This is a genomic window from Marinobacter sp. es.042 (genome assembly GCF_900188315.1).
GTDB lineage: Bacteria > Pseudomonadota > Gammaproteobacteria > Pseudomonadales > Oleiphilaceae > Marinobacter.
The window spans coordinates 1,934,992-1,954,895 of record NZ_LT897781.1 but is presented as its reverse complement, the minus strand read 5'-3'; the positions used below and the strand labels follow the sequence as shown (position 1 = coordinate 1,954,895).

Here is a 19,904-nt window from a genome sequence, read left to right as displayed (position 1 = left end):
TAAGCGAAGAGGGCGGGGCCCCGTTTAGTATTTCATGGTTTAGGTGGGTACGGGAAGAGCGTATAAACCCCATTTGATAAGCAGTGTTCAAAGGAAGCAGTAAGCATGAAGGCGACGCGAGTAGTAGGAGTCTGGTGGTTCGCATGGATGGCGTTGTTCGCAGCCAATGTTCATGCCCAGGAATCCTTGTGTGCGGTGGTAAAAATCGAGATCGCTCAGGAGCTGACTCTGGAGCGGCAGGCGTTTGAAGCCAATATGCGCATTATCAACAGCTTGGATTCCATGCCGTTGGAAAACATCAACATCAATATCGAGTTTGAGGATAGCGACGGCAACACCGTGGTGGCTTCCTCGAACCCCAGCCACAGCTCCGCGGCTTTCTTTATTTCCCTGGATGCCCACAACAACATCAGCTCCCTCAGCGAGGGTGACGACGGTGCGATTACCGATGGCGTGATCGACCCCGCCGAGGTAGGCGAGCTGCGCTGGCTGATTGTTCCGACGGTGGGTGCCGGCGGTGATGACGGCGCGGGACGCCTGTATTACGTGGGTGCCAGCCTGTCCTTCACCTACGGTGGCGAAAGCCAGACCATCGAAGTGGCGCCAGATACCATCGTGGTCAAGCCCCAGCCCAACCTGGTACTGGATTACTTCCTGCCTTCAGAAGTGAATGGCGACAACCCCTTTACCTCTGAAATCGAACCGGTAGAGCCCTACAACCTGGGCGTGCGCGTGGCCAACAATGGCAGTGGCGCGGCCCACAGCGTGAAGATTGAATCCGCCCAGCCGAAGATCGTAGAAAACGAACGGGGCCTGCTGGTGGACTTCCTGATTACCGGCAGCTTTGTCGACGATGCGCCGGTGAACAAAACCCTGCTGCTGAACTTCGGCACCATTCCGGCCGAATCCAACACCACCGGGCGCTGGGTGATGGAAACCTCGCTCACCGGCCGTTTTACCGAGTTCAATGCTTCCTTTACCCACGCCGATGAATTCGGCGGTGAACTGACCTCCCTGATTGAAGCGGTCAACACCCACTTCCTGCTGCGGGATGTAAAAGTGGACCTGCCCGGCCGGGACGCCGTGCGGGACTTCCTGGCGCAGGATGGCGATTCGGTGCGGGTGTACGAATCCGAGCACACCGGCACCAACCAGCCGGATTGCAGTGACTGCCTGGCGGTCACTTCCCAGAGTGGCTCCCTGGGTGGCGCGGTTACCGGCGGCTCCGGCATTAACCGCACACTTTCCAACACCGCTACTCCGGGCCCGGTGCACATCAAGGTAACCGACCCGTACGAGGGCACCGAATCCCTGACCAGCGTGGTGCGTGCCGATGGCAAGGTGCTCAGCCCGGCTAACTACTGGCTGTCCAAAACCATTCAGGACGACAAGATTCATTACGATTACTTCCTGAACATTTTCGACACCACCGGCGGCACCGGCTACACACTCACCTTCGGTGGTCAGCTGAAAGCCAACGAGCCCCCGGTGATTCAGCACATTGCCAACTACACCACCTACGAAACCGGGCAGGTGGGTTTTCTGGTGCAGGCCAGCGATCCGAACAAAACCACACCCACGCTGTCGGCCCTGAACCTGCCGGCGGGCGCGACCTTCCAGGACAAAGGCAATGGCCAGGGTGTGCTGAGCTGGTTCCCACAGGTAGGGCAGGCGGGCACCTATGTGCTGGAATTCAGTGCATCCGACGGTGAGCTGTCGGCTCTGCAAACCGCCAAGGTGGTGGTGTTCCCGGAAACCGATCGCGACGGCGATGGCATGGACGACGCCTGGGAAATCGAACAATTCGGCGACCTGACCCGTGACGGCACCGGTGACTTTGACGGTGACGGCATTACCGACAAGGACGAGTTCCTGCGCGAATCCGACCCCACCGTGGCCGAACTGGCTCCTGCGGAACCCCAATTGGCCACGCCGGCCTTTGGCGCCGAAGTCACCAGCCTGACGCCCACCCTGCAGGTGACCAATGGCGCCCACGACGCCAACATTGGCAGCGTGGATTACACCTTTGAGGTGTACGAAGACGAAAGCATGACCCGCCAGGTGGCCGCCGCCAACGGCGTACCCGAAGGCACCGGCACCACCGAGGTGGTGATGGGCAGCGACGCCGGCAGTGCCCTGAATGACAACACCCACTACTTCTGGCGGGTGAATGCCCGCACGGCGGCGGGCGCCAGTGAGTGGGTGAATGGCCGGTTCTTTGTCAACACTGCCAACGATGCGCCCACCGCGTTTACCGTCAGCAAACCATCGGACCAGACCCTGGTGGATACCCTGACCCCGACGCTGATCACCAACAACAGCGCCGACATCGATGGCGATGCCCTGACATACCAGTTCCAGGTTTTCGCTGAGGACGACGCGGACTTCAGCAACCCGGTGGCACAGGTCAGTGGCCTGGCTCAGGGCGAGCAGGGGCAAACCGCCTGGACGGTGTCCACCCCGCTGATCAACGGCCAGCTGTACTTCTGGATTGCCGTGGCCACCGATGAGCATGGCGCCACGCGGGTGTCTGACCCGGCCACCTTTATTGTTTCTACCTCCAACCTGGCACCGGGTGCGCCGACGGTGGTGTCGCCGATGGAGGGCGAGGTGGTAATGGGCAGCAGCGCCACGCTAGTGGTGGGCAACGCCCACGATCCGGAGCGCCGTAGCCTGGACTACTGGTTCGAAATCGATGAAGTGAACACCTTTGACAGCCAGGCGCTGCAAACCTCCGGCACCGTGGCCGAGGGCGTGAATGGTGAAACCTCCTGGTCGGCTAATGGCCTGCGGGAAGGGCAGCGTTACTACTGGCGCGCCAAGGCCGATGATGGTTCTGCTCAGGGTCCTTGGGTGACAGCCAGCTTCGAGATGTACATCGATGCGCAGCCACCCGGTACACCCACGTTGGACAACCCTGCGGACCAGGCCTGGGTGGAAGTGCTGACGCCGACCCTGTCGGTACACCCGGTCACCGATCCCAATGGCGATGCGGTGTCCTACGAGTTCGAGCTGTACCAGGACGATCTGCTGGAAACCCCGCTGGCTTCCGCCGTGGTGGATGCCCTGTCCTGGACGGTGGCAGCGCCGCTGCAAAATCACCAGACCTATTACTGGCGCGCCCGGGCGGTGGACGCCGGTGGCCTGGCCAGTGGCTGGTCTCCGGTTCAGCGGTTCTTTACCAACAAGGACGGTATCGACGATGCACCGACGCTGAGTTTTGTGCTGCCAGACACCACCGTGGATACCTACGGCGGCAACATCGAGATTCAGTGGGTGGATCAGGACCCGGACAGCGATGCCCGCATCAGCCTGTACTACAACGACACCAACCTGATTGTCGCCGACCTGCCCGAAAGTGCCGAGGGTGAGGGTGACCGTTACAGCTGGAACATCGACAGCCTGCCGGTGGGCACCTACGCGGTGTCTGCGGTGATCGAAGACAACACCAGTTCGGTTCGCGTGGAAGCCTGCTGTGTGATCCGCAAATCCGACCGGGAAATCGCCGCTCGCGTCACCCCGGTCACCGAGGCGGTGACCGATGAATACGGCGTCACCGAGGCCGAGTTTGACGTGGTGCTGGACGATGCTCCCCGTGCCGGTACCACCGTGCTGCTGAACCTGTCGGTATCGGATACCGGTGAAGGGCAGATCGTTAACGAACAGGCGTATCTGGAATTCACGCCGGAGAACTGGTCCGAGCCCCAGAAGGTTCGGGTTCGTGGCCAGGATGATTGCGAGATCGATGGCGATGCCAGCTATCACCTGCAGTTTGCGACGGCCGTCAGTGCCGACCCCACTTTCGAGGGCACACTGACCCCGGCGGTGCAGATGGTGAACCGGGATAATGAGTCGGCCGGGCAAACTCTATTTATCTGCTCCTACGAATTGCTGAGCCAGCAGACTGATGGCGCCACTGTGAGCTATCAGTACCGTGCCCGTTTGAGGAACACCGGTCTGGGCATTCGCTCTGCCACGGCCCAGGGGCAGTCGCTGTCTTCGGAACTGGCTCTGGTGTCCGGCTCGTCTCTGACCTTCCCGGCGGTGGCTCAAGGCAGCAGCGCCTGGAGTGAGGGCAGCGTGACCGTGTCTGCCCCGGTGGGTGTTACCCCGAATCTGGCGGCTCTGGAGTGGATGATTCAGGGCGAGGCCCCCAGCATTGTGTCTTCCGCACCGGGTGACGCGATGGATGGTCAGGAATACACCTATCAGGTGATCGCCAGCGGCCAGCCCGGCGATGTGTTTACCTTCTCACTGCTAGATGCACCGGAGGGCATGATCATTGATGCCGCATCGGGCCTGATTCAGTGGGTGCCGGGTATGGACCAGCAGGGCCGCCACACGGTGGTGGTTGAGGTGCGTGACCAGCTGGGCGGTGTCAGCCAGCAGACCTTTGCGGTGGATGTCTCGCCTAACGGTTCAATCGCGCGGGTGTACACGGTGGATCCGTCCACCGACGCCACCGCGGACTTCGCCAGCCTGGCGGATGCGGTGGCCGCACTGCCAAACACCTTCGTTCGTCCGATCGTGATCCGTGCCCGCTCCAGCGCTGGCGCGGTGGACAGCTCGCCGGTTCGTATCGACAACGCCGGTACGACGGCGGACATGCCGCTGTCGATCATCCTTGAGAGCAGCTACCACCTGAGTGTCGATGCCGCCGCCTCTGGCGCCCGCGCACTGTCGGTGGCCGTGCCGCATGTGAGCGTGGCCGGCGAAGGTGGGCAGATCAGCCTTCGCAATAACGGGTTTGATGAGGCCGTTGCCGTTGAGGTATCCGGTGGGGTTGAAGGCTCGGAGGTATTCCTTGATCGCTTGACCATCCGCGGTGACATTTCCGGAACACCGGCCCGTGCGGCGGGTATTCTGGTGCAGGGTGCGGTGTCCACGGTGGTGGTCCGTAACAATGAGGTGAGCGGGTTCACCGCGCAAACCGGTGGTTATGGCCTGTCCCTCAGTGGTCGTACCTTCGCCTACAACAACACGCTGGTGAACAACCACGTGGGCGTTGCAGTGAATCGCGCCACCGGTGGGCTGTGGAACACCCTCTCGGTGAACAACGAGCGGGATTACCTGGCCGGGTCGGGCGAATGGCCGGCCGGTGGCAATAACCTGAGCCTGGACGCCACCAGCCCGCAGGCGAACTTCCGCGAGCGCACCGTTGAGTTTGTGGATGCGCAGAACGCTAACGTCCAGCTGGCGCCGTGGGATTCTGCGGCGGTAGGCCAGGGTGCGGATCTGAGCACCATCAGCCAGTACCCGTTCGCCGTGGACCTGCGCATGGAGCCCCGTCAGTCGCCGTGGGACATCGGTGCCCATACGGTCGGCGAGGTCTCCAACTGGCCGCCGTTCATCGAAAGTGAAGCGGTGACGCTGGTGGAGCAGGGCAACACCTACGAATACGCGGTGGTCGCCACCGATAACGACGGCGACAGCCTGACCTACGCGCTGGCGAGCGGGCCACAGGGCATGACCGTGGACGCGGCATCCGGTGTGGTTCAGTGGACGCCTTCGGAGTCGCAGGTTGGCGACTACCCGGTGACCATCGAAGTGTCGGATGGCCGCGGTGGCATGGCGACCCAGACCTTCGAGCTGATTGTGTCGCCGGCGGGCAGCAACGGAGCGCGGCTGGTGACGGTGAACACCGATCCGGCGGCCGGTGCCGATTACACCAGCCTGCAGGCAGCCCTGGCCGCTGAGGCGGCGGAAGCCGGTGACATGGCTCATCCGCTGCTGATCCGCGCCCAGGCCTCCACCGGGCTGGTGGATACCACACCGGTGGTGATCGACGGCTTCAACACCAGCGCCGACAAGCCCATCACGATTGTGTTGGAGGCGGGCTACCAGCTGCAGGTGGATGCGCTTCAGAACGACGTGTATGGCATTCGCATCCGCGATAACCACGTGAACGTTCGCGGTACCGGCGGCAGCATCTGGGTGCGCAACAACGGCTACGATGCCGTGGGTGGTGTTATCGTTGAGCAGCAGGACGCCGGTTCAACGGTGGTGCTGGATGCCCTGCGCATTGCCGGCACGGTGACCGGTGACCCCTCTCGCGGCAGCGGCATCGAGGCGGCCGACCCGGATGCGGTGTATGTGCTGCGCAACAACGTCGTGACCGGGTTTACCGGCAGCTACGTGAACCACGGTATCCATACCGCGGGCCCGGCGTTTGTGTACAACAACACCCTGGTCGGTAACCGCATCGGCCTGCGCGTGGAGCATGGTGAGTCTCAGGTGTTCAATAACCTGGCGGTCAACTACCAGACCGACTATGTATCCTGGGCCGCTGCCTGGACAGTGACCGGCAACAACGTTGGCTCGGATGACTCCAGCCCGGACTCGGCGTTCCGCAACCGCGAGGTTATCTTCGTGGATGCCAGTGCCAATAACTACGCCCTGGCGCCGTGGGATACGGGTGCACTGGGGCAGGGCGTCAACCTGTCGGCCACCGAACACTTCGCCTTCAACGTGGACGCCACAGGCGCCCAGCGCCAGAACCCCTGGGATGCGGGTGCGCTGATGGTGGGTGAGGTGAACAACTGGCCGCCGTTCATAATCTCAGAGCCTAAAACCGAGGCGCGGACCAAAAAGCTGTATAGCTACACGGTAACGGCGGAAGATCAAGACGGTGATAGCCTGATCTACTCGCTTGTTTCCGCACCGTCCGGGATGGTTATTGACTCCAGTCTTGGCTTGATTAATTGGACGCCAACGAAGAACCAGTCAGGTACCTTTGAGGTGGTTGTGTTGGTTGAAGATGGGTTTGGTGGTAGTGATCAGCAAAGCTTTAGCGTGGACGTCGCGAAGACCGGACCGAATCCAGGCAGTATTTTCGACTTCGGAAACTTCTTTGATTGGCTGGCCGATAAGCTATGGGATCTGTTGTCGAAGTTCAGTTGGTTCTGAAGCTGAGGGGCTCAACTATGCTGGTTGGGCTTGAACCTTACCCCTGACGAAACAGACTGCACTCTGCCTGCAAGGAATCCAGCAGAGTGCAGTCTCTCCGTCTGCTTTACTTCTTCAGCCCCATCTCCTCGATCGAAATCTCCCGCATCTTGAATTTCTGAATCTTCCCGGTGACAGTCATCGGGAATTCGTCCACGAACTTGTAGTTCTTCGGGATCTTGAAGTGAGCAATCTTGCCCTTGCAGAAGGCCTGCAGGTCCTTTGCTGTGACCGGGGCTGCATCCGGGGCCAGCTTCACCCAGGCAATCAGCTCTTCGCCGTATTTATCATCGGGAATACCGGTTACCTGCACTTCTTCGATGGCCGGGTGGGTGTAGAGGAACTCTTCGATTTCTTTCGGGTAGATATTCTCACCACCACGGATGACCATATCCTTGATGCGGCCAACGATCTGGACGTAGCCGTCTTCGTCCATGGTGGCCAGGTCACCGGTGTGCATCCAGCCGGCGTTATCGATGGCTTCGCGGGTTTTCTCTTCGTTGTTCCAGTATTTCAGCATCACGCTGTAGCCACGGGTGCACAGCTCGCCGATCTCGCCACGCGGAACCACGTTGCCTGTGCCCGGATCAACGATCTTGGTTTCCAGGTGCGGCTGGGTACGGCCCACGGTGGTAACCTGCTTCTCGAACGGATCCAGGGAGCTGGTCTGGGTGGAAACCGGGCTGGTTTCAGTCATACCGTAAGCGATCTGAACCTCTTTCATGTTCATCTTGCCGTTGACCTTCTTCATCACCTCCGCCGGACAGATGGAGCCGGCCATGATGCCGGTGCGCAGGGAGGAGAGGTCGTAGGTTTCAAAATCCGGATCCGCCAGTTCAGCAATGAACATGGTGGGCACGCCGTAGAGAGCGGTGGCCTTTTCCTGGTGCACGGCCTGGAGCACGGATTTCGGCTCAAAACCTTCATCCGGGTAGATCATCGTGGAGCCGTGAGTTATACAGCCGAGGTTGCCCATCACCATGCCAAAGCAGTGGTAGAGCGGCACCGGTATAACCAGGCGATCTTTCTCGGTGAACAGCTGGCTTTCGGCCACGAAATAGCCGTTGTTCAGGATGTTGTGGTGAGTGAGGGTGGCACCTTTGGGATTGCCGGTGGTGCCGGAGGTGAACTGGATGTTGATGGGGTCGTCAAATTGCAACTCGCCCTGGCGCTTTTCCAGGTCCTCTTTGGACACATCGCTGCCGAAGCCGACGAACTCTTTCCAGGTCCACATCCCGTCGTGCTTGTCTTCGTGCACGTTGATCACGGAGCGCAGCTCGGGCACGTGGTCGGCCTTTAGCTTGCCCGGCGCGCTGCGCTTCAGCTCGGGAGCGAGTTCGTAGATCATCTCGCGGTAGTTGGAGGCCTTGAAGCTGTCCGCAGTAACCAGCACGGTAATGCCTGCCAGGTTCAGTGCGTACTGAAGTTCATGCACGCCGTAAGCCGGGTTGATGTTGACGAGGATGGCACCGACCTTGGCGGTGGCGAACTGGGTAACGGTCCACTCGTAGCGGTTGGGGGACCAGATGCCCACGCGGTCGCCACGTTTGACGCCAATGGCCATGAAGGCCCTGGCTGCTTCATCCACTTTTTCAACAAATTCCTTGTAGGTCCAGCGAATGTCCTGGTGCAGGCACACCAGGGCTTCGGTGTCCGGGAATTTCTCTGCGGTGCGGTCGAGCATATCGCCGATGGTCATGCCCAAAAGGGGCGCTTCGGCGGTACCGCTGGTATAGCTTGGTAGAGTCTTGCTCATATCTCTGCCTCCATTGTTTTTGTATTCGAGGGCGAGCAGGGTGGTTTGCCTGCTAGCGACTCTGACTGTGGTATTCGGGGTTGGGTTGCATATCGCTGGCAATCGCCACACGGTTGGACATGTTGTAGAAACCGATCAGGTTGCTGAGGTCCCAGATGCCGCGGTCGCTGAGACCGGCATCCCGCAGGGCCTGGATGTCGTCTTCAGTGACGGTGGCCGGCGAGCGGGTAAGGTGGGATGCAAAATCCAGCATGGCCCGCTGGCGCTTGTCGAGTTTTGCGCTGCGGTAGTTCATCACCATGTGCTCGCCCAGTTGTGGGTCGCCGCTCAGTACCCGCACGGCGGCGCCGTGAGCTACCAGGCAGTAGAAGCATTTGTTCTCTGAGGAGACCACCACGGCCACCATTTCCCGCTCCAGTTTGGAAAGTTCACCTTCGCCGAGCATGAGCTCGTTATAGAGGCGGGTGAAGCCTTCCAGCTGTTTGAGGTTCTGGCTGTAGGCGGTGAGTACATTCGGGATCATGCCCAGTTTTTCCTGGCAGATCTGGAAGTACTTCTGGGTGTCTTCCGGCATGTCGCTGATCTCGGGGATGGGGAGATCCAGGGCGACGACGTTTTTATTGCTCATGACTACTCCTGGTTTTAACAGTTACCGCCCATTGCCTGGCCGACTTTTGAACCGTTGTGACGGTTCAGCTGGCCGCAGATCCAGTCGCCTGTGGCGACCAGCTTTTCAAGATCGACGCCGGTCTTGATGCCAAGGCCGTTAAGCAGGTATAGCACGTCCTCGGTTGCGACGTTGCCCGAGGCGCCCTTGGCGTAAGGACAGCCGCCGAGCCCAGCGACGGAGGCATCGATGACGCTGACACCTTCTTCCAGCACCGCATAAAGATTGGCCAGTGCCTGGCCGTAGGTGTCATGGAAGTGTGCAGCCAGCTTTTCCATGGGGACATGGGCGGCAACGGCTTCGAGCATCCGTTTGGCTTTGATCGGAGTGCCCACACCAATAGTGTCGCCCAGGGAAATCTCGTGGCAGCCCATGTCGTACAGGGCCTTGGCCACGGTGGCCACCTGTTCCGGGGCAATGTCACCTTCGTAGGGACATCCCATCACGGTTGAGACATAGCCGCGCACGGGGATGCCGTGTTTGCGTGCTTCCTCGACGACCGGCGCAAAGCGCTCGAGGCTCTCGGCGATGGTGCAGTTGATGTTCTTCTTCGTGAAGGATTCGGACGCGGCGCCAAAGACGGCCACTTCGTCGGCCTTCGCCGCCAGTGCCCCCTCAAACCCTTTCAGGTTCGGGGTGAGGGCAGAGTAGCAAACGCCAGCCTTGCGGTTGATGCCGGCCATCACCTCTGCGGCGTCGCCCATCTGTGGCACCCATTTCGGGGACACAAAGCTGGCGGCTTCAATGTGGCTCAGGCCGCTGTCTGCCAGGCGGTCGATCAGCCCGGTTTTGATGACGGTGGCGATCACCGGGCCGGGCTCGTTCTGGAGTCCGTCCCGGGGGCTCATCTCAACCAGGCGAACCTGTTTGGGAAAGGCCATCAGCCTGCCTCCTCTTCGTTTACTTCAATTGCAATCAGCTCGGCACCTTCGGAAACCTGGTCGCCCTCGGCGAAGAAGATTTCAGTGACCACGCCGTCGGCCGGGGCCTTGATGGCGTGTTCCATCTTCATGGCTTCCATGATCACCAGGCTCTGGCCCGCGGTGACCTTGTCGCCGACCTTGGCCTGCACGGCGACGATGGCGCCGTTCATGGGCGCGGCCAGGCTGCCTTCGCCGGCCATTTCCTCGAAGCCGTAGCTTTCCTTGTACACGGTGCAGTTGAAGGTGTCGCCTTCGTAGAACAGCACCAGCTGGTCGTTGTGCAGGTTGCCGTGGATGCTGATGCGATGGCCGTTGATGACCGCTTGCAGGTAGTCGTCATCCAGACGGGCAGTAAGGTTGTAGACGCTGTCACCAACGAAGACCTGATAGCGGTCGTCGCGCTCCAGCACCTTCAGGTCGTGAATCTCTTCACCCACCTGCAGCTGCAGCGGCTGGGCAAACTCCGAGTTCATGCGCCAGCTGTTCTGGCGGCCGAACGGCGACCAGGGGTCGGTGCTGACCACTTCCCGGGATTTGCGCTGTTCCAGAACAAAGCCGGCGGCCAGTACCAGAGCTTTATGGGTATCGAGCTTCGATTTCGGGAACAGCAGTTCCCGGTGATCGTCGATAAAGCCGGTGGTCAGTTCCGCTTCCCGGAACGGTTGGGCGTCCGCCAGGGCGTGCAGGAACCGGATGTTGGTCTTCACGCCTGCAATGCGGTAGTGCTCCAGGGCCTGAACCATGCGGTTGATGGCCTGGTCGCGGGTCTCGTCCCACACGATCAGTTTGGCGATCATGGGGTCGTAATGGATGCTGATGTCGTCGCCCTCGGTCACGCCGGTGTCGACGCGCACATGGGCGCTTTCATCCGGAGTGCTCAGGTAGCGCAGGTTGCCGGTGGCCGGCAGGAAGTCCTGGTCCGGGTCTTCGGCGTAGATCCGCGCTTCCAGAGCGTGGCCCCGGGTTTTCACCTGGGACTGTTCCAGCGGCAGGGCATCACCCCAGGCCACTTTCAGCTGCCATTCCACCAGATCCTGGCCGGTGACCATTTCGGTAACCGGGTGCTCAACCTGAAGGCGGGTGTTCATCTCCATGAAGAAGAAGGAGCCGTCGACGTCGTACAGGAATTCAACGGTGCCGGCACCCACGTAGTTAATGGCCTGGGCGGCGCGCACGGCCGCCTCACCCATGGCCTTGCGGGTTTCTTCGCTCAGGCCCGGGGCCGGGGCTTCTTCCAGGACTTTCTGATGGCGGCGCTGCACGGAGCAATCGCGCTCGGCCAGGTACACACCCTTGCCTTCCTGGTCGCAGAAGACCTGGATCTCCACGTGCCGGGGCTGGGTCAGGTAACGCTCGATCAGCATGTCCGGGTTGCCGAACGCGTTCTGGGCTTCGCGCTTGGCGGCGGCCAGGGCGTCGTCAAACTCGCCCATGTTGTTCACGACGCGCATGCCTTTGCCACCGCCGCCGGCAACAGCCTTGAGCAGCAAGGGGAAGCCGCATTTCTCGGCTTCGGCCCGCAGGGTTTCAACCGACTGGTCGTCGCCGTGGTAACCGGGCACCAGCGGAACGCCGGCCTTTTCCATGATGGCCTTGGCCGCGGACTTGGAGCCCATGGCGGCAATGGCTGAGGAAGGCGGGCCAATGAAGACAATGTTGTTGGCTTCGCAGGCTTCGGCAAACCCGGTGTTTTCCGAGAGGAAACCGTAACCCGGGTGGATGGCCTGGGCACCACTCTTTTTGGCAATCTCGATGATCTTTTCGGCCCGCAGGTAGCTCTCGGAGCTGGGTGCAGGGCCGATGTGGAAGGCTTCGTCAGCCATGGCCACGTGCCGTGCATTGGCGTCGGCCTCGGAATAGACGGCGACAACGCGAATGCCCATGCGGTGGGCGGTTTGTATGATCCGGCAGGCGATTTCGCCCCGGTTGGCGATCAGTATCTTGCTGAACATTGTTATTCTTCCTCCGGAACCCAGTTGGCCTTGCGCTTGTTCAGGAAGGCGCTAAGCCCTTCCTGCCCCTCTTCACCCACCCGGATATCCGCGATGCGGTGTGCGGTGTCGTCAATCACGTCGTCGTTGATGGGCTTGTGGCTGACGGCGAATACCAGGTCCTTGGCGGCTTTCATGGCCTCGGGCCCGTTCATGGCCAGTTGCTGGAGCATCTCGTTGCAGCGGGCTTCCATGGCATCGACATCGTCACAGACGATGTGTACGAGGCCGTATTCCTGAGCCTGCCTGGCGGTAAATACTTCGGCGGAGATGAAGTACCGCCGGGCCTGGCGCTCGCCGATGGCGCGCACCACGTAGGGGCTGATCACGGCCGGAATCAGGCCGAGCTTAACTTCGCTGAGGCAGAAGCTGGATTTCTCGGTGGCGATCACGATGTCGCAGCAGGCGGCAAGGCCTACCGCGCCGCCGAAAGCAGCGCCCTGTACCAGACCGATCACCGGCTTGGACAGGTGGTTGAGTACGTTCATCAGCCGCGCCAGTTCCCGGGAATCGTCCAGGTTTTCCTGGCGGCTGTTCTCGGCCATGCGGCGCATCCAGCCAAGGTCGGCCCCGGCGGAGAAGTGCTTGCCTTCGGAGCGCAGGATGACGACCTTCACGCTGTTGTCGGCATTCACCTCGGTGAGGGCGCTGATCAGCTGCTGGATGATCACGTCGTCAAAGGCGTTGCGTTTGTCAGGGCGGTTGAGAACCACCTCGGCAATGCCTTCGTCGCGACGTCTGAGCAGAACTGCAGATTCGTTGTCTGTCATGTCAGTCTCCCCGATTACATCCGGAACACGCCAAAGCGTGTCGGCTTGGCGGGTCGGTTAAGGGTGGCAGACAGGCTCAGGGCAACCACTTCCCGGGTCTGGGCCGGGTCGATGACGCCGTCGTCCCAGAGGCGGGCACTGGCGTAGTACGGGTGGCCCTGGTGTTCGTAAGTGTCGATGATCGGCTTCTTGAATTCCGCCTCTTCCTCGGCGCTCCATTCCTGGCCCTTGCGCTCCATGCCTTCACGGCGAACGGTGGCCATAACGCCGGCGGCCTGTTCGCCGCCCATCACCGAGATGCGGGCGTTCGGCCACATCCAGAGGAAGTCGGGGCTGTAGGCGCGGCCGCACATGCCGTAGTTACCCGCGCCAAAGGAGCCGCCGATCAGTACGGTGATCTTGGGCACGTTGGCACAGGCCACGGCCATGACCATTTTGGCACCGTGCTTGGCAATGCCTTCGGATTCGTATTTCTGGCCAACCATGAACCCGGTGATATTCTGCAGGAACAGCAACGGGATGTTGCGCTGGCAGCACAATTCAACGAAGTGGGCGCCTTTCTGGGCGGCTTCGCTGAACAGGATGCCGTTGTTGGCGATGATGCCCACCGGGTAGCCGTGGATATGGGCAAAGCCGGTGACCAGGGTCTGGCCGTAGTATCGTTTGAATTCGTCAAACTCGGAGCCATCGACGGTGCGGGCGATGACGTCACGCACGTCGAACTGCTTGCGCAGGTCGGTGCCAACGATGCCGTAGATTTCCTCGGCGTCGTACAGCGGAGCCTTGGGCTTGCGGATTTCCACATCCGTTGGCTTGCGACGGTTCAGGTTTGAAACGCAGCGACGGGCGATTTCCAGGGCGTGGGCGTCGTTCTCGGCGTAGTGGTCGGCAACACCGGAGATTTTACAGTGCACGTCGGCGCCACCGAGGTCTTCGGCGGTCACTACTTCACCGGTGGCGGCTTTCACCAGCGGCGGGCCGGCCAGGAAGATGGTGCCCTGGTTGCGGACGATGATGGATTCGTCGGCCATGGCGGGCACGTAGGCGCCACCGGCGGTGCACAGGCCCATGACGACGGCGATCTGCGGGATGTCGTCGGCAGACATGCGGGCCTGGTTGTAGAAGATGCGGCCGAAGTGGTCGCGATCCGGGAAGACTTCGTCCTGGCGGGGCAGGTTGGCGCCGCCGGAGTCGACCAGGTAGATGCACGGCAGGCGGTTCTGCAGGGCGATTTCCTGGGCGCGCAGGTGTTTCTTGACAGTCAGCGGGTAGTAGCTGCCGCCTTTTACGGTGGCGTCGTTGGCAATGATCATGCATTCGGTGCCGGAGACGCGGCCTACGCCGGCGATGACGCCTGCAGCGGGGACTTCTTCATCGTAAACGTTGTAGGCGGCGAACTGGCCGATTTCCAGGAACGGGGAGCCGTCGTCCAGGAGGCGGTTGATGCGCTCTCTGGGGAGCAGCTTGCCACGGGCGATGTGGCGCTCCTGGTAGGAGGGGCCGCCGCCTTGCTGGATGGTGGAAACTTTGTCGCGCAGGTCGGCTACGGCCTGGGCCATGGATTCCTGATTGGCCTGGAACTCATCGGACCTTGGGTTAATCTTGCTTTGCAGTATTGTCATTTTTCGGGCCTCGAGGTTCGGGGCGGCGGGACTGGCAGGGAATCTTTCCGGGAACCGCTACGAGCACATCCATGTGCGCTTGGCGTCGGCCATCCATGGCCGCCGACATTCCCGGAAAGACACCCTGCCAGTCCCTCGTTGTACTTTGGGTGCAAGCCGTCCCCGGCTTATCCGGCTGAGGACGGCTACTCGCTTGAAGCTGCGCGTTATTTGTTCAGGTACAGCTCGCGACCGATCAGCATCCGACGAATCTCGGACGTTCCGGCACCGATTTCATACAGCTTGGCGTCGCGCAGCAGGCGGCCTGTCGGGTATTCGTTGATGTAGCCGTTACCGCCGAGCAGCTGGATGGCGTCCAGGGCGATTTTTGTGGCCATTTCGGCGGAGTAGAGGATCGCGCCGGCGGCGTCTTTACGGGTGGTTTCCGCACCGCGGTCTGCAGACATGGCCACCATGTAGACGTAGGACTTGGCAGTGTTCATCCAGGTGTACATGTCGGCGACTTTGCCCTGTACCAGTTCGAATTCACCGATGGCCTGGCCGAACTGCTTGCGCTCGCGGATGTAGGGAACCGTTACGTCCATGGCGGCCTGCATAATGCCCAGCGGGCCGCCGGCGAGGACGAGGCGTTCGTAGTCGAGGCCGCTCATGAGGACTCTGGCACCGTTGCCAACACCGCCCAGGACGTTTTCCTTGGGTACCTGACAGTCCTGGAATACCAGTTCGCAGGTGTTGGAGCCGCGCATGCCGAGTTTGTCGAGTTTCTGGTGGCGGCTGAAGCCAGGTGCGTCGCGCTCTACGATGAAGGCGGTCACGCCTTTGGAGCCGGCGGATGTGTCGGTCTTGGCGTAGATGACGTAGGTGTTGGCATCCGGGCCGTTGGTGATCCACATCTTGTTGCCATTGAGGACGTAGTGGTCACCAGCGTCTTTGGCTGTCAGTTTCATGGAAATGACGTCGGAGCCGGCGTTGGGCTCGGACATGGCCAGGGCGCCGATGTGTTCGCCGCTGACGAGCTTCGGCAGGTATTTCTGTTTCTGTTCTTCGGTGCCGTTACGGTGAATCTGGTTCACGCACAGGTTTGAGTGGGCACCGTAGGAGAGGCCAACGGAGGCGGAAGCACGGCTGATTTCTTCCATGGCGATCACGTGCGCCAGGTAGCCCATGTCGGAGCCGCCGTATTCTTCGCTCACGGTAATACCCAGCAGGCCCATGTCGCCCATTTTCCGCCACAGGTCCATGGGGAACTCGTTGTTGCGGTCAATTTCTTCGGCGCGCGGCGCGATTTCGGAAGCAGCAAAGCCGTTGATCTGCTCGCGGAGCATATCGAGGGTTTCACCGAGGCCGAAGTTGAGCTCTGAGTACTGTGATTTCATCGTTGGCTACCTTTGATTTCTGTCATTAGTGTTCAGCGGTCTGCCTGGCTTTTTCGTTGGCCGGGGCCTGCTGTTTCTTTTTCTTCTGCAGCTCGGCCAGGGCTTCTCGGCACCGGGCTTCGGCTGTATCCATTTCCATTTCTGCCTGGGCAATGTCGTTTTTCTGCTGTTCCAGCTGAGCCCGTTTGTTTTCCAGGATGGTCAGCATCTTCAGCAGTTGTTTTTCATTGCCGCTGAGGGTTTCGTCCCACAGGTCGAATAATTCTTTGGTTTCCGCCAGGGAGAATCCCATTCGCTTACCGCGGAGAATAAGCTTCAGACGCACCCGATCCTTTGAACTGAAGATCCGTGTCTGCCCGCGCCGCGTGGGCCTGAGCAGCTCCTGATCCTCGTAGAAACGAATGCTCCGGGTTGTCACGTCGAACTCTTTGGCGAGCTCGCTGATGCTGTATGTCTGTTTAATGTCCATTGGGATTTCCTTTTTAGACTTAGGTTAGATAAAGTTTACGTAAACGTAAAGTAGTTTTAGGGTCCGATTTTTAACAAACAGAATCCTGAAAAGGGGAGTGAACGATGGAATTCAAAAATGTGGCAGCCATTGTAACAGGCGGTGCTTCCGGACTGGGCGAGGGTGCGGCCCGCGCATTGGCCGCCGCCGGCTGCAAGGTCGCGGTTCTTGACCTTCAGCAGGAACAGGGTGAAAAGGTGGCCGCGGATATTGGTGGCATCTTCCTGAAATGCGATGTCAGTTCCCCGGACAGCGCCGAAGCGGCTATTAATGCCGCCCGGGAGGCTCATGGCCCCTGCGGTATTGCCGTGAACTGTGCCGGTATAGCCACGGCCTCGAAGATTCTGGGCCGCGAGGGCGTGATGCCCCTGGAGAACTTCAGCAAGGTTATCCAGGTCAACCTGATTGGTACCTTTAACATTCTGCGTCTCGCCGCAGCGGATATGGCCCAGCGTGAACCCAATGCCGATGGTGAGCGCGGTGTGATTATCAACACCGCTTCGGTGGCTGCCTTCGAGGGCCAGATTGGCCAGGCGGCCTACAGCGCCTCCAAGGGCGGTGTGGTATCGCTGACCCTGCAGTCCGCTCGTGAGCTGGCTCGCAAAGGCATCCGTGTAAATACGATTGCACCGGGCCTGTTCATGACGCCCATGATGGCCGGTATGCCCGAGGAAGTTCAGGAAAGCCTGGCGGCCACGCTGCCGTTCCCGAAGCGCCTCGGCAAGCCGGAAGAATTCGGCATGATGGTTGACCAGATGGTGCGCAACCCGATTCTCAACGGCGAAGTGATTCGTCTGGACTGCGCGCTTCGCATGGCGCCCAAGTAAAGCATTCAGTTGCAGGAGACATACATGACCGTGTCTGTTGATAAAGAAGAACTGGCGATGTTCCGGGATTCCGTGATCAAGGTCCTGGAAAAAGAAGTGACGCCGCACTACGAAGCCTGGGAAAAATCCGGGCTGGTACCCCGCGAGCTCTGGAACACCCTGGGCAACGCTGGGATGCTCTGCGTGGATGTACCCGAAGAGTGGGGTGGCATCGGTGCGCCTTTCCAGTTCTCTGTGGTGGTGGGTGAAGAGCTGGCCCGCATGGGATTCGGCGCGCTGTCCACCAACGTGATGGTGCACTCGGACATTGTGGCTCCTTACCTGAGCCACATGGGTAATGAAGAGCAACGGCAGCAGTGGCTGCCCAAGCTGGTCTCCGGCGAAGCCGTTGGAGCGATAGCCATGACCGAGCCCGGCGCAGGCAGTGACCTGCAGGCCATCCGCACCAGCGCGGTGAAAGATGGCGATGAGTACATCCTTAACGGTTCCAAGACCTTCATTACCAACGGTCAGCACGCCGATATGGTCATCGTTGCCGCGAAAACCGATCCGAAGGCCGGCGCCCGGGGCATCAGTCTGTTCCTGGTGGATACCTCGCTGCCGGGCTACAGCAAGGGTCGTAATCTGGACAAGATCGGCCAGCATTCCGGGGATACCTCCGAGCTGTTCTTCTCCGACATGCGCATCCCGGCTTCCGCGCGTCTTGGCGAAGAGGGGCAGGGGTTTGTTTACCTGATGAAGGAGCTGCCCCGAGAGCGGCTGGTAATTGGCGCCCTTGGCGTGGCCGCCGCCCGTGGCTCCCTGGACCTGACTATCGCCTATGCCCAGGAGCGGGAACTGTTCGGCCAGAAGCTGGCCCAACTGCAGAATACCCGGTTTGAAATCGCGCGCATGGAAACCGACTACCGCGTGAACAAGGCGTTCGTGGACCAGTGCATCGACCAGTACGACCTGGGCGAACTGGACGCGCCAACCGCCTCCATGGCCAAGTACAGCGCCACGGAAATGCAGTGCCGCGTGGCCGATGGCTGCCTGCAACTGTTCGGCGGTTACGGTTACACCACCGAGTATCCGATTTCCCGAGCCTTTATCGACGCGCGGGTGCAGCGAATCTATGGCGGCACCTCGGAAGTCATGAAAGAAATCATTGCCCGCTCTGTGCTGGGCAAAGCCTGATTAAGTGAGGAAAACCATGAGCAACAACGACGTAGTGATTGCAGGATCAGCGCGTACCCCCATGGGTGGCATGATGGGGGCCCTCAGCTCCGTGCGCTCTCCAGACCTGGGCGCCATCTCCATCAAGGCCGCCATTGAACGCTCCGGCCTCCAGCCTGCGGATGTGCAGGAAGTGATCATGGGTTGCGTACTGCCCGCAGGCCTCGGCCAGGCCCCGGCCCGCCAGGCTTCCCGCGCCTCCGGCATTCCCGACAGCTCTGGCTGCACCACGATCAACAAGATGTGCGGCTCGGGCATGCAGGCGGTGATCATGGCTCACGACCAGATCAAGGCCGGTACCAATAACATCATGATCGCCGGCGGCATGGAAAACATGAGCCAGGCGCCGTACCTGCTGCCCAAGGCCCGCGGTGGTATGCGCATGGGCCACGGTCAGGTGATGGACAGCATGTTCCTGGACGGCCTGGAAGATGCCTACGAAGGCGGCCTGATGGGCGTTTTCGCACAGCGTACCGCTGATAAATACGACATCAGCCGCCAGGCCATGGACGAATTTGCCATCGGCTCCCTGCAGAAATCCCTGGCGGCCATCGAAAACGGCTGGTTCCGTGATGAGATTGTTCCGGTCACCGTTTCCGGTCGTGGCGGCGATACCGAAGTCGACACCGACGAGCAGCCGGGCAACGCAAAGCCGGAGAAAATCCCGCACCTGAAGCCGGCTTTCGCCAAAGACGGTTCCGTGACTGCGGCCAACTCCAGCTCCATCAGCGACGGCGCCTCCGCCCTGGTGCTGGCCTCTGCCGCCGAAGCCGACGCCCGAGGCCTGACGCCCCAGGCCCGCATCGTGGCCCACGCTACTCACGCCCGCCTGCCGGCCGAGTTCACCCTTGCGCCCATCGGTTCCATCGAGAAGGTGCTGAAGAAAGCTGGCTGGACCGTGGACGACGTGGATCTCTTTGAGATCAACGAAGCCTTTGCAGTGGTTACCCTTGCGGCCATCAATGAGCTGAAACTGCCGGCTGACAAGGTCAACGTCCACGGTGGCGCCTGTGCCCTGGGGCATCCGATCGGTTCTTCCGGCTCCCGGATCATCGTTACCCTGATCAATGCCCTGAAGCAGCGTGGTCTGAAGCGCGGTGTGGCTTCGCTGTGTATTGGTGGTGGCGAGGGGACTGCTGTTGCCATTGAGTTGATCTGATAGCTTCTCTACGTAGCCTGCCTGTTTGGGGGCGGGCTGCGGGGTGGCCGGTGAATTTTTCTTGGAAAAAGAACTCGCTTCGCTCAGACACCTTTTTCCGGCGAAAAATTCACCGGCCACCCCGCGCCGAGATACCACAACGATA

At 60.7% G+C, this 19,904-nt stretch carries 12 protein-coding genes; 4 read left to right on the top strand and 8 right to left on the bottom strand.

What is annotated here, in order from left to right; all coding sequences use genetic code 11:
* Positions 1-105: 105 nt before the first annotated feature.
* Positions 106-6,906, top strand: a complete 6,801-nt coding sequence (locus tag CFB02_RS09110; RefSeq protein WP_088557748.1) for an Ig domain-containing protein — start codon at positions 106-108, stop codon at positions 6,904-6,906.
* A 106-nt stretch (positions 6,907-7,012) separates the two neighbouring features.
* Here the strand turns inward: CFB02_RS09110 and CFB02_RS09105 are convergent, their stop codons facing one another.
* From CFB02_RS09105 to CFB02_RS09070, 8 genes are all read right to left on the bottom strand, one after another.
* Positions 7,013-8,701 carry an AMP-binding protein gene (locus CFB02_RS09105; RefSeq protein ID WP_088557747.1) on the bottom strand — a complete coding sequence of 563 codons (1,689 nt, stop codon included), beginning with the start codon at positions 8,699-8,701 and terminating at the stop codon, positions 7,013-7,015.
* Positions 8,702-8,753: 52 nt separating this feature from the next.
* Positions 8,754-9,329: a peroxidase-related enzyme gene (locus CFB02_RS09100; protein ID WP_069183914.1), complete on the bottom strand. Its 576-nt coding sequence runs from the start codon at positions 9,327-9,329 to the stop codon at positions 8,754-8,756.
* A gap of 14 nt (positions 9,330-9,343) precedes the next feature.
* Positions 9,344-10,249: a hydroxymethylglutaryl-CoA lyase gene (locus CFB02_RS09095; RefSeq protein ID WP_088557746.1), complete on the bottom strand. Its 906-nt coding sequence runs from the start codon at positions 10,247-10,249 to the stop codon at positions 9,344-9,346.
* Positions 10,249-12,243: an acetyl/propionyl/methylcrotonyl-CoA carboxylase subunit alpha gene (locus CFB02_RS09090; RefSeq protein WP_088557745.1), complete on the bottom strand. Its 1,995-nt coding sequence runs from the start codon at positions 12,241-12,243 to the stop codon at positions 10,249-10,251. The genes CFB02_RS09095 and CFB02_RS09090 overlap by 1 nt, the downstream gene beginning before the upstream one ends.
* A gap of 2 nt (positions 12,244-12,245) precedes the next feature.
* The gene (locus CFB02_RS09085; RefSeq protein ID WP_088557744.1) at positions 12,246-13,052 is read right to left on the bottom strand and encodes an enoyl-CoA hydratase-related protein; all 807 of its coding nucleotides are present in this window, start codon (positions 13,050-13,052) and stop codon (positions 12,246-12,248) included.
* A 14-nt stretch (positions 13,053-13,066) separates the two neighbouring features.
* Positions 13,067-14,674, bottom strand: a complete 1,608-nt coding sequence (locus CFB02_RS09080) for a carboxyl transferase domain-containing protein (protein ID WP_088557743.1) — start codon at positions 14,672-14,674, stop codon at positions 13,067-13,069.
* A 206-nt stretch (positions 14,675-14,880) separates the two neighbouring features.
* The gene (locus CFB02_RS09075) at positions 14,881-16,050 is read right to left on the bottom strand and encodes an isovaleryl-CoA dehydrogenase (RefSeq protein WP_088557742.1); all 1,170 of its coding nucleotides are present in this window, start codon (positions 16,048-16,050) and stop codon (positions 14,881-14,883) included.
* A 25-nt stretch (positions 16,051-16,075) separates the two neighbouring features.
* On the bottom strand, positions 16,076-16,519 hold the full coding sequence (locus CFB02_RS09070) for a MerR family transcriptional regulator (protein WP_088557741.1): 444 nt from the start codon (positions 16,517-16,519) through the stop codon (positions 16,076-16,078).
* 104 nt (positions 16,520-16,623) lie between these two features.
* Here CFB02_RS09070 and CFB02_RS09065 point away from each other — a divergent pair, with 104 nt between their 5' ends.
* Genes CFB02_RS09065 through CFB02_RS09055 form a run of 3 tightly spaced genes read left to right on the top strand, consistent with a single transcriptional unit; the run spans position 16,624 to position 19,759 of the window.
* On the top strand, positions 16,624-17,385 hold the full coding sequence (locus CFB02_RS09065; RefSeq protein WP_088557740.1) for an SDR family NAD(P)-dependent oxidoreductase: 762 nt from the start codon (positions 16,624-16,626) through the stop codon (positions 17,383-17,385).
* Positions 17,386-17,409: 24 nt separating this feature from the next.
* Entirely contained in the window at positions 17,410-18,561 is a 1,152-nt protein-coding gene (locus CFB02_RS09060; protein WP_088557739.1) for an acyl-CoA dehydrogenase family protein, read from the top strand.
* A gap of 16 nt (positions 18,562-18,577) precedes the next feature.
* Positions 18,578-19,759: a thiolase family protein gene (locus tag CFB02_RS09055; RefSeq protein WP_088557738.1), complete on the top strand. Its 1,182-nt coding sequence runs from the start codon at positions 18,578-18,580 to the stop codon at positions 19,757-19,759.
* Positions 19,760-19,904: the final 145 nt, after the last annotated feature.

Excerpts from the sequence above, each read along its gene's own strand:
- CFB02_RS09080 (WP_088557743.1), bottom strand. The coding sequence starts at position 14,674 with ATGACAATACTGCAAAGCAAGATTAACCCAAGGTCCGATGAGTTCCAG.
- CFB02_RS09075 (WP_088557742.1), bottom strand. The coding sequence starts at position 16,050 with ATGAAATCACAGTACTCAGAGCTCAACTTCGGCCTCGGTGAAACCCTC.
- CFB02_RS09100 (WP_069183914.1), bottom strand. The coding sequence starts at position 9,329 with ATGAGCAATAAAAACGTCGTCGCCCTGGATCTCCCCATCCCCGAGATC.
- CFB02_RS09055 (WP_088557738.1), top strand. The coding sequence starts at position 18,578 with ATGAGCAACAACGACGTAGTGATTGCAGGATCAGCGCGTACCCCCATG.
- CFB02_RS09060 (WP_088557739.1), top strand. The coding sequence starts at position 17,410 with ATGACCGTGTCTGTTGATAAAGAAGAACTGGCGATGTTCCGGGATTCC.
- CFB02_RS09110 (WP_088557748.1), top strand. The coding sequence starts at position 106 with ATGAAGGCGACGCGAGTAGTAGGAGTCTGGTGGTTCGCATGGATGGCG.
- CFB02_RS09070 (WP_088557741.1), bottom strand. The coding sequence starts at position 16,519 with ATGGACATTAAACAGACATACAGCATCAGCGAGCTCGCCAAAGAGTTC.
- CFB02_RS09105 (WP_088557747.1), bottom strand. The coding sequence starts at position 8,701 with ATGAGCAAGACTCTACCAAGCTATACCAGCGGTACCGCCGAAGCGCCC.
- CFB02_RS09065 (WP_088557740.1), top strand. The coding sequence starts at position 16,624 with ATGGAATTCAAAAATGTGGCAGCCATTGTAACAGGCGGTGCTTCCGGA.
- CFB02_RS09090 (WP_088557745.1), bottom strand. The coding sequence starts at position 12,243 with ATGTTCAGCAAGATACTGATCGCCAACCGGGGCGAAATCGCCTGCCGG.
- CFB02_RS09095 (WP_088557746.1), bottom strand. The coding sequence starts at position 10,249 with ATGGCCTTTCCCAAACAGGTTCGCCTGGTTGAGATGAGCCCCCGGGAC.
- CFB02_RS09085 (WP_088557744.1), bottom strand. The coding sequence starts at position 13,052 with ATGACAGACAACGAATCTGCAGTTCTGCTCAGACGTCGCGACGAAGGC.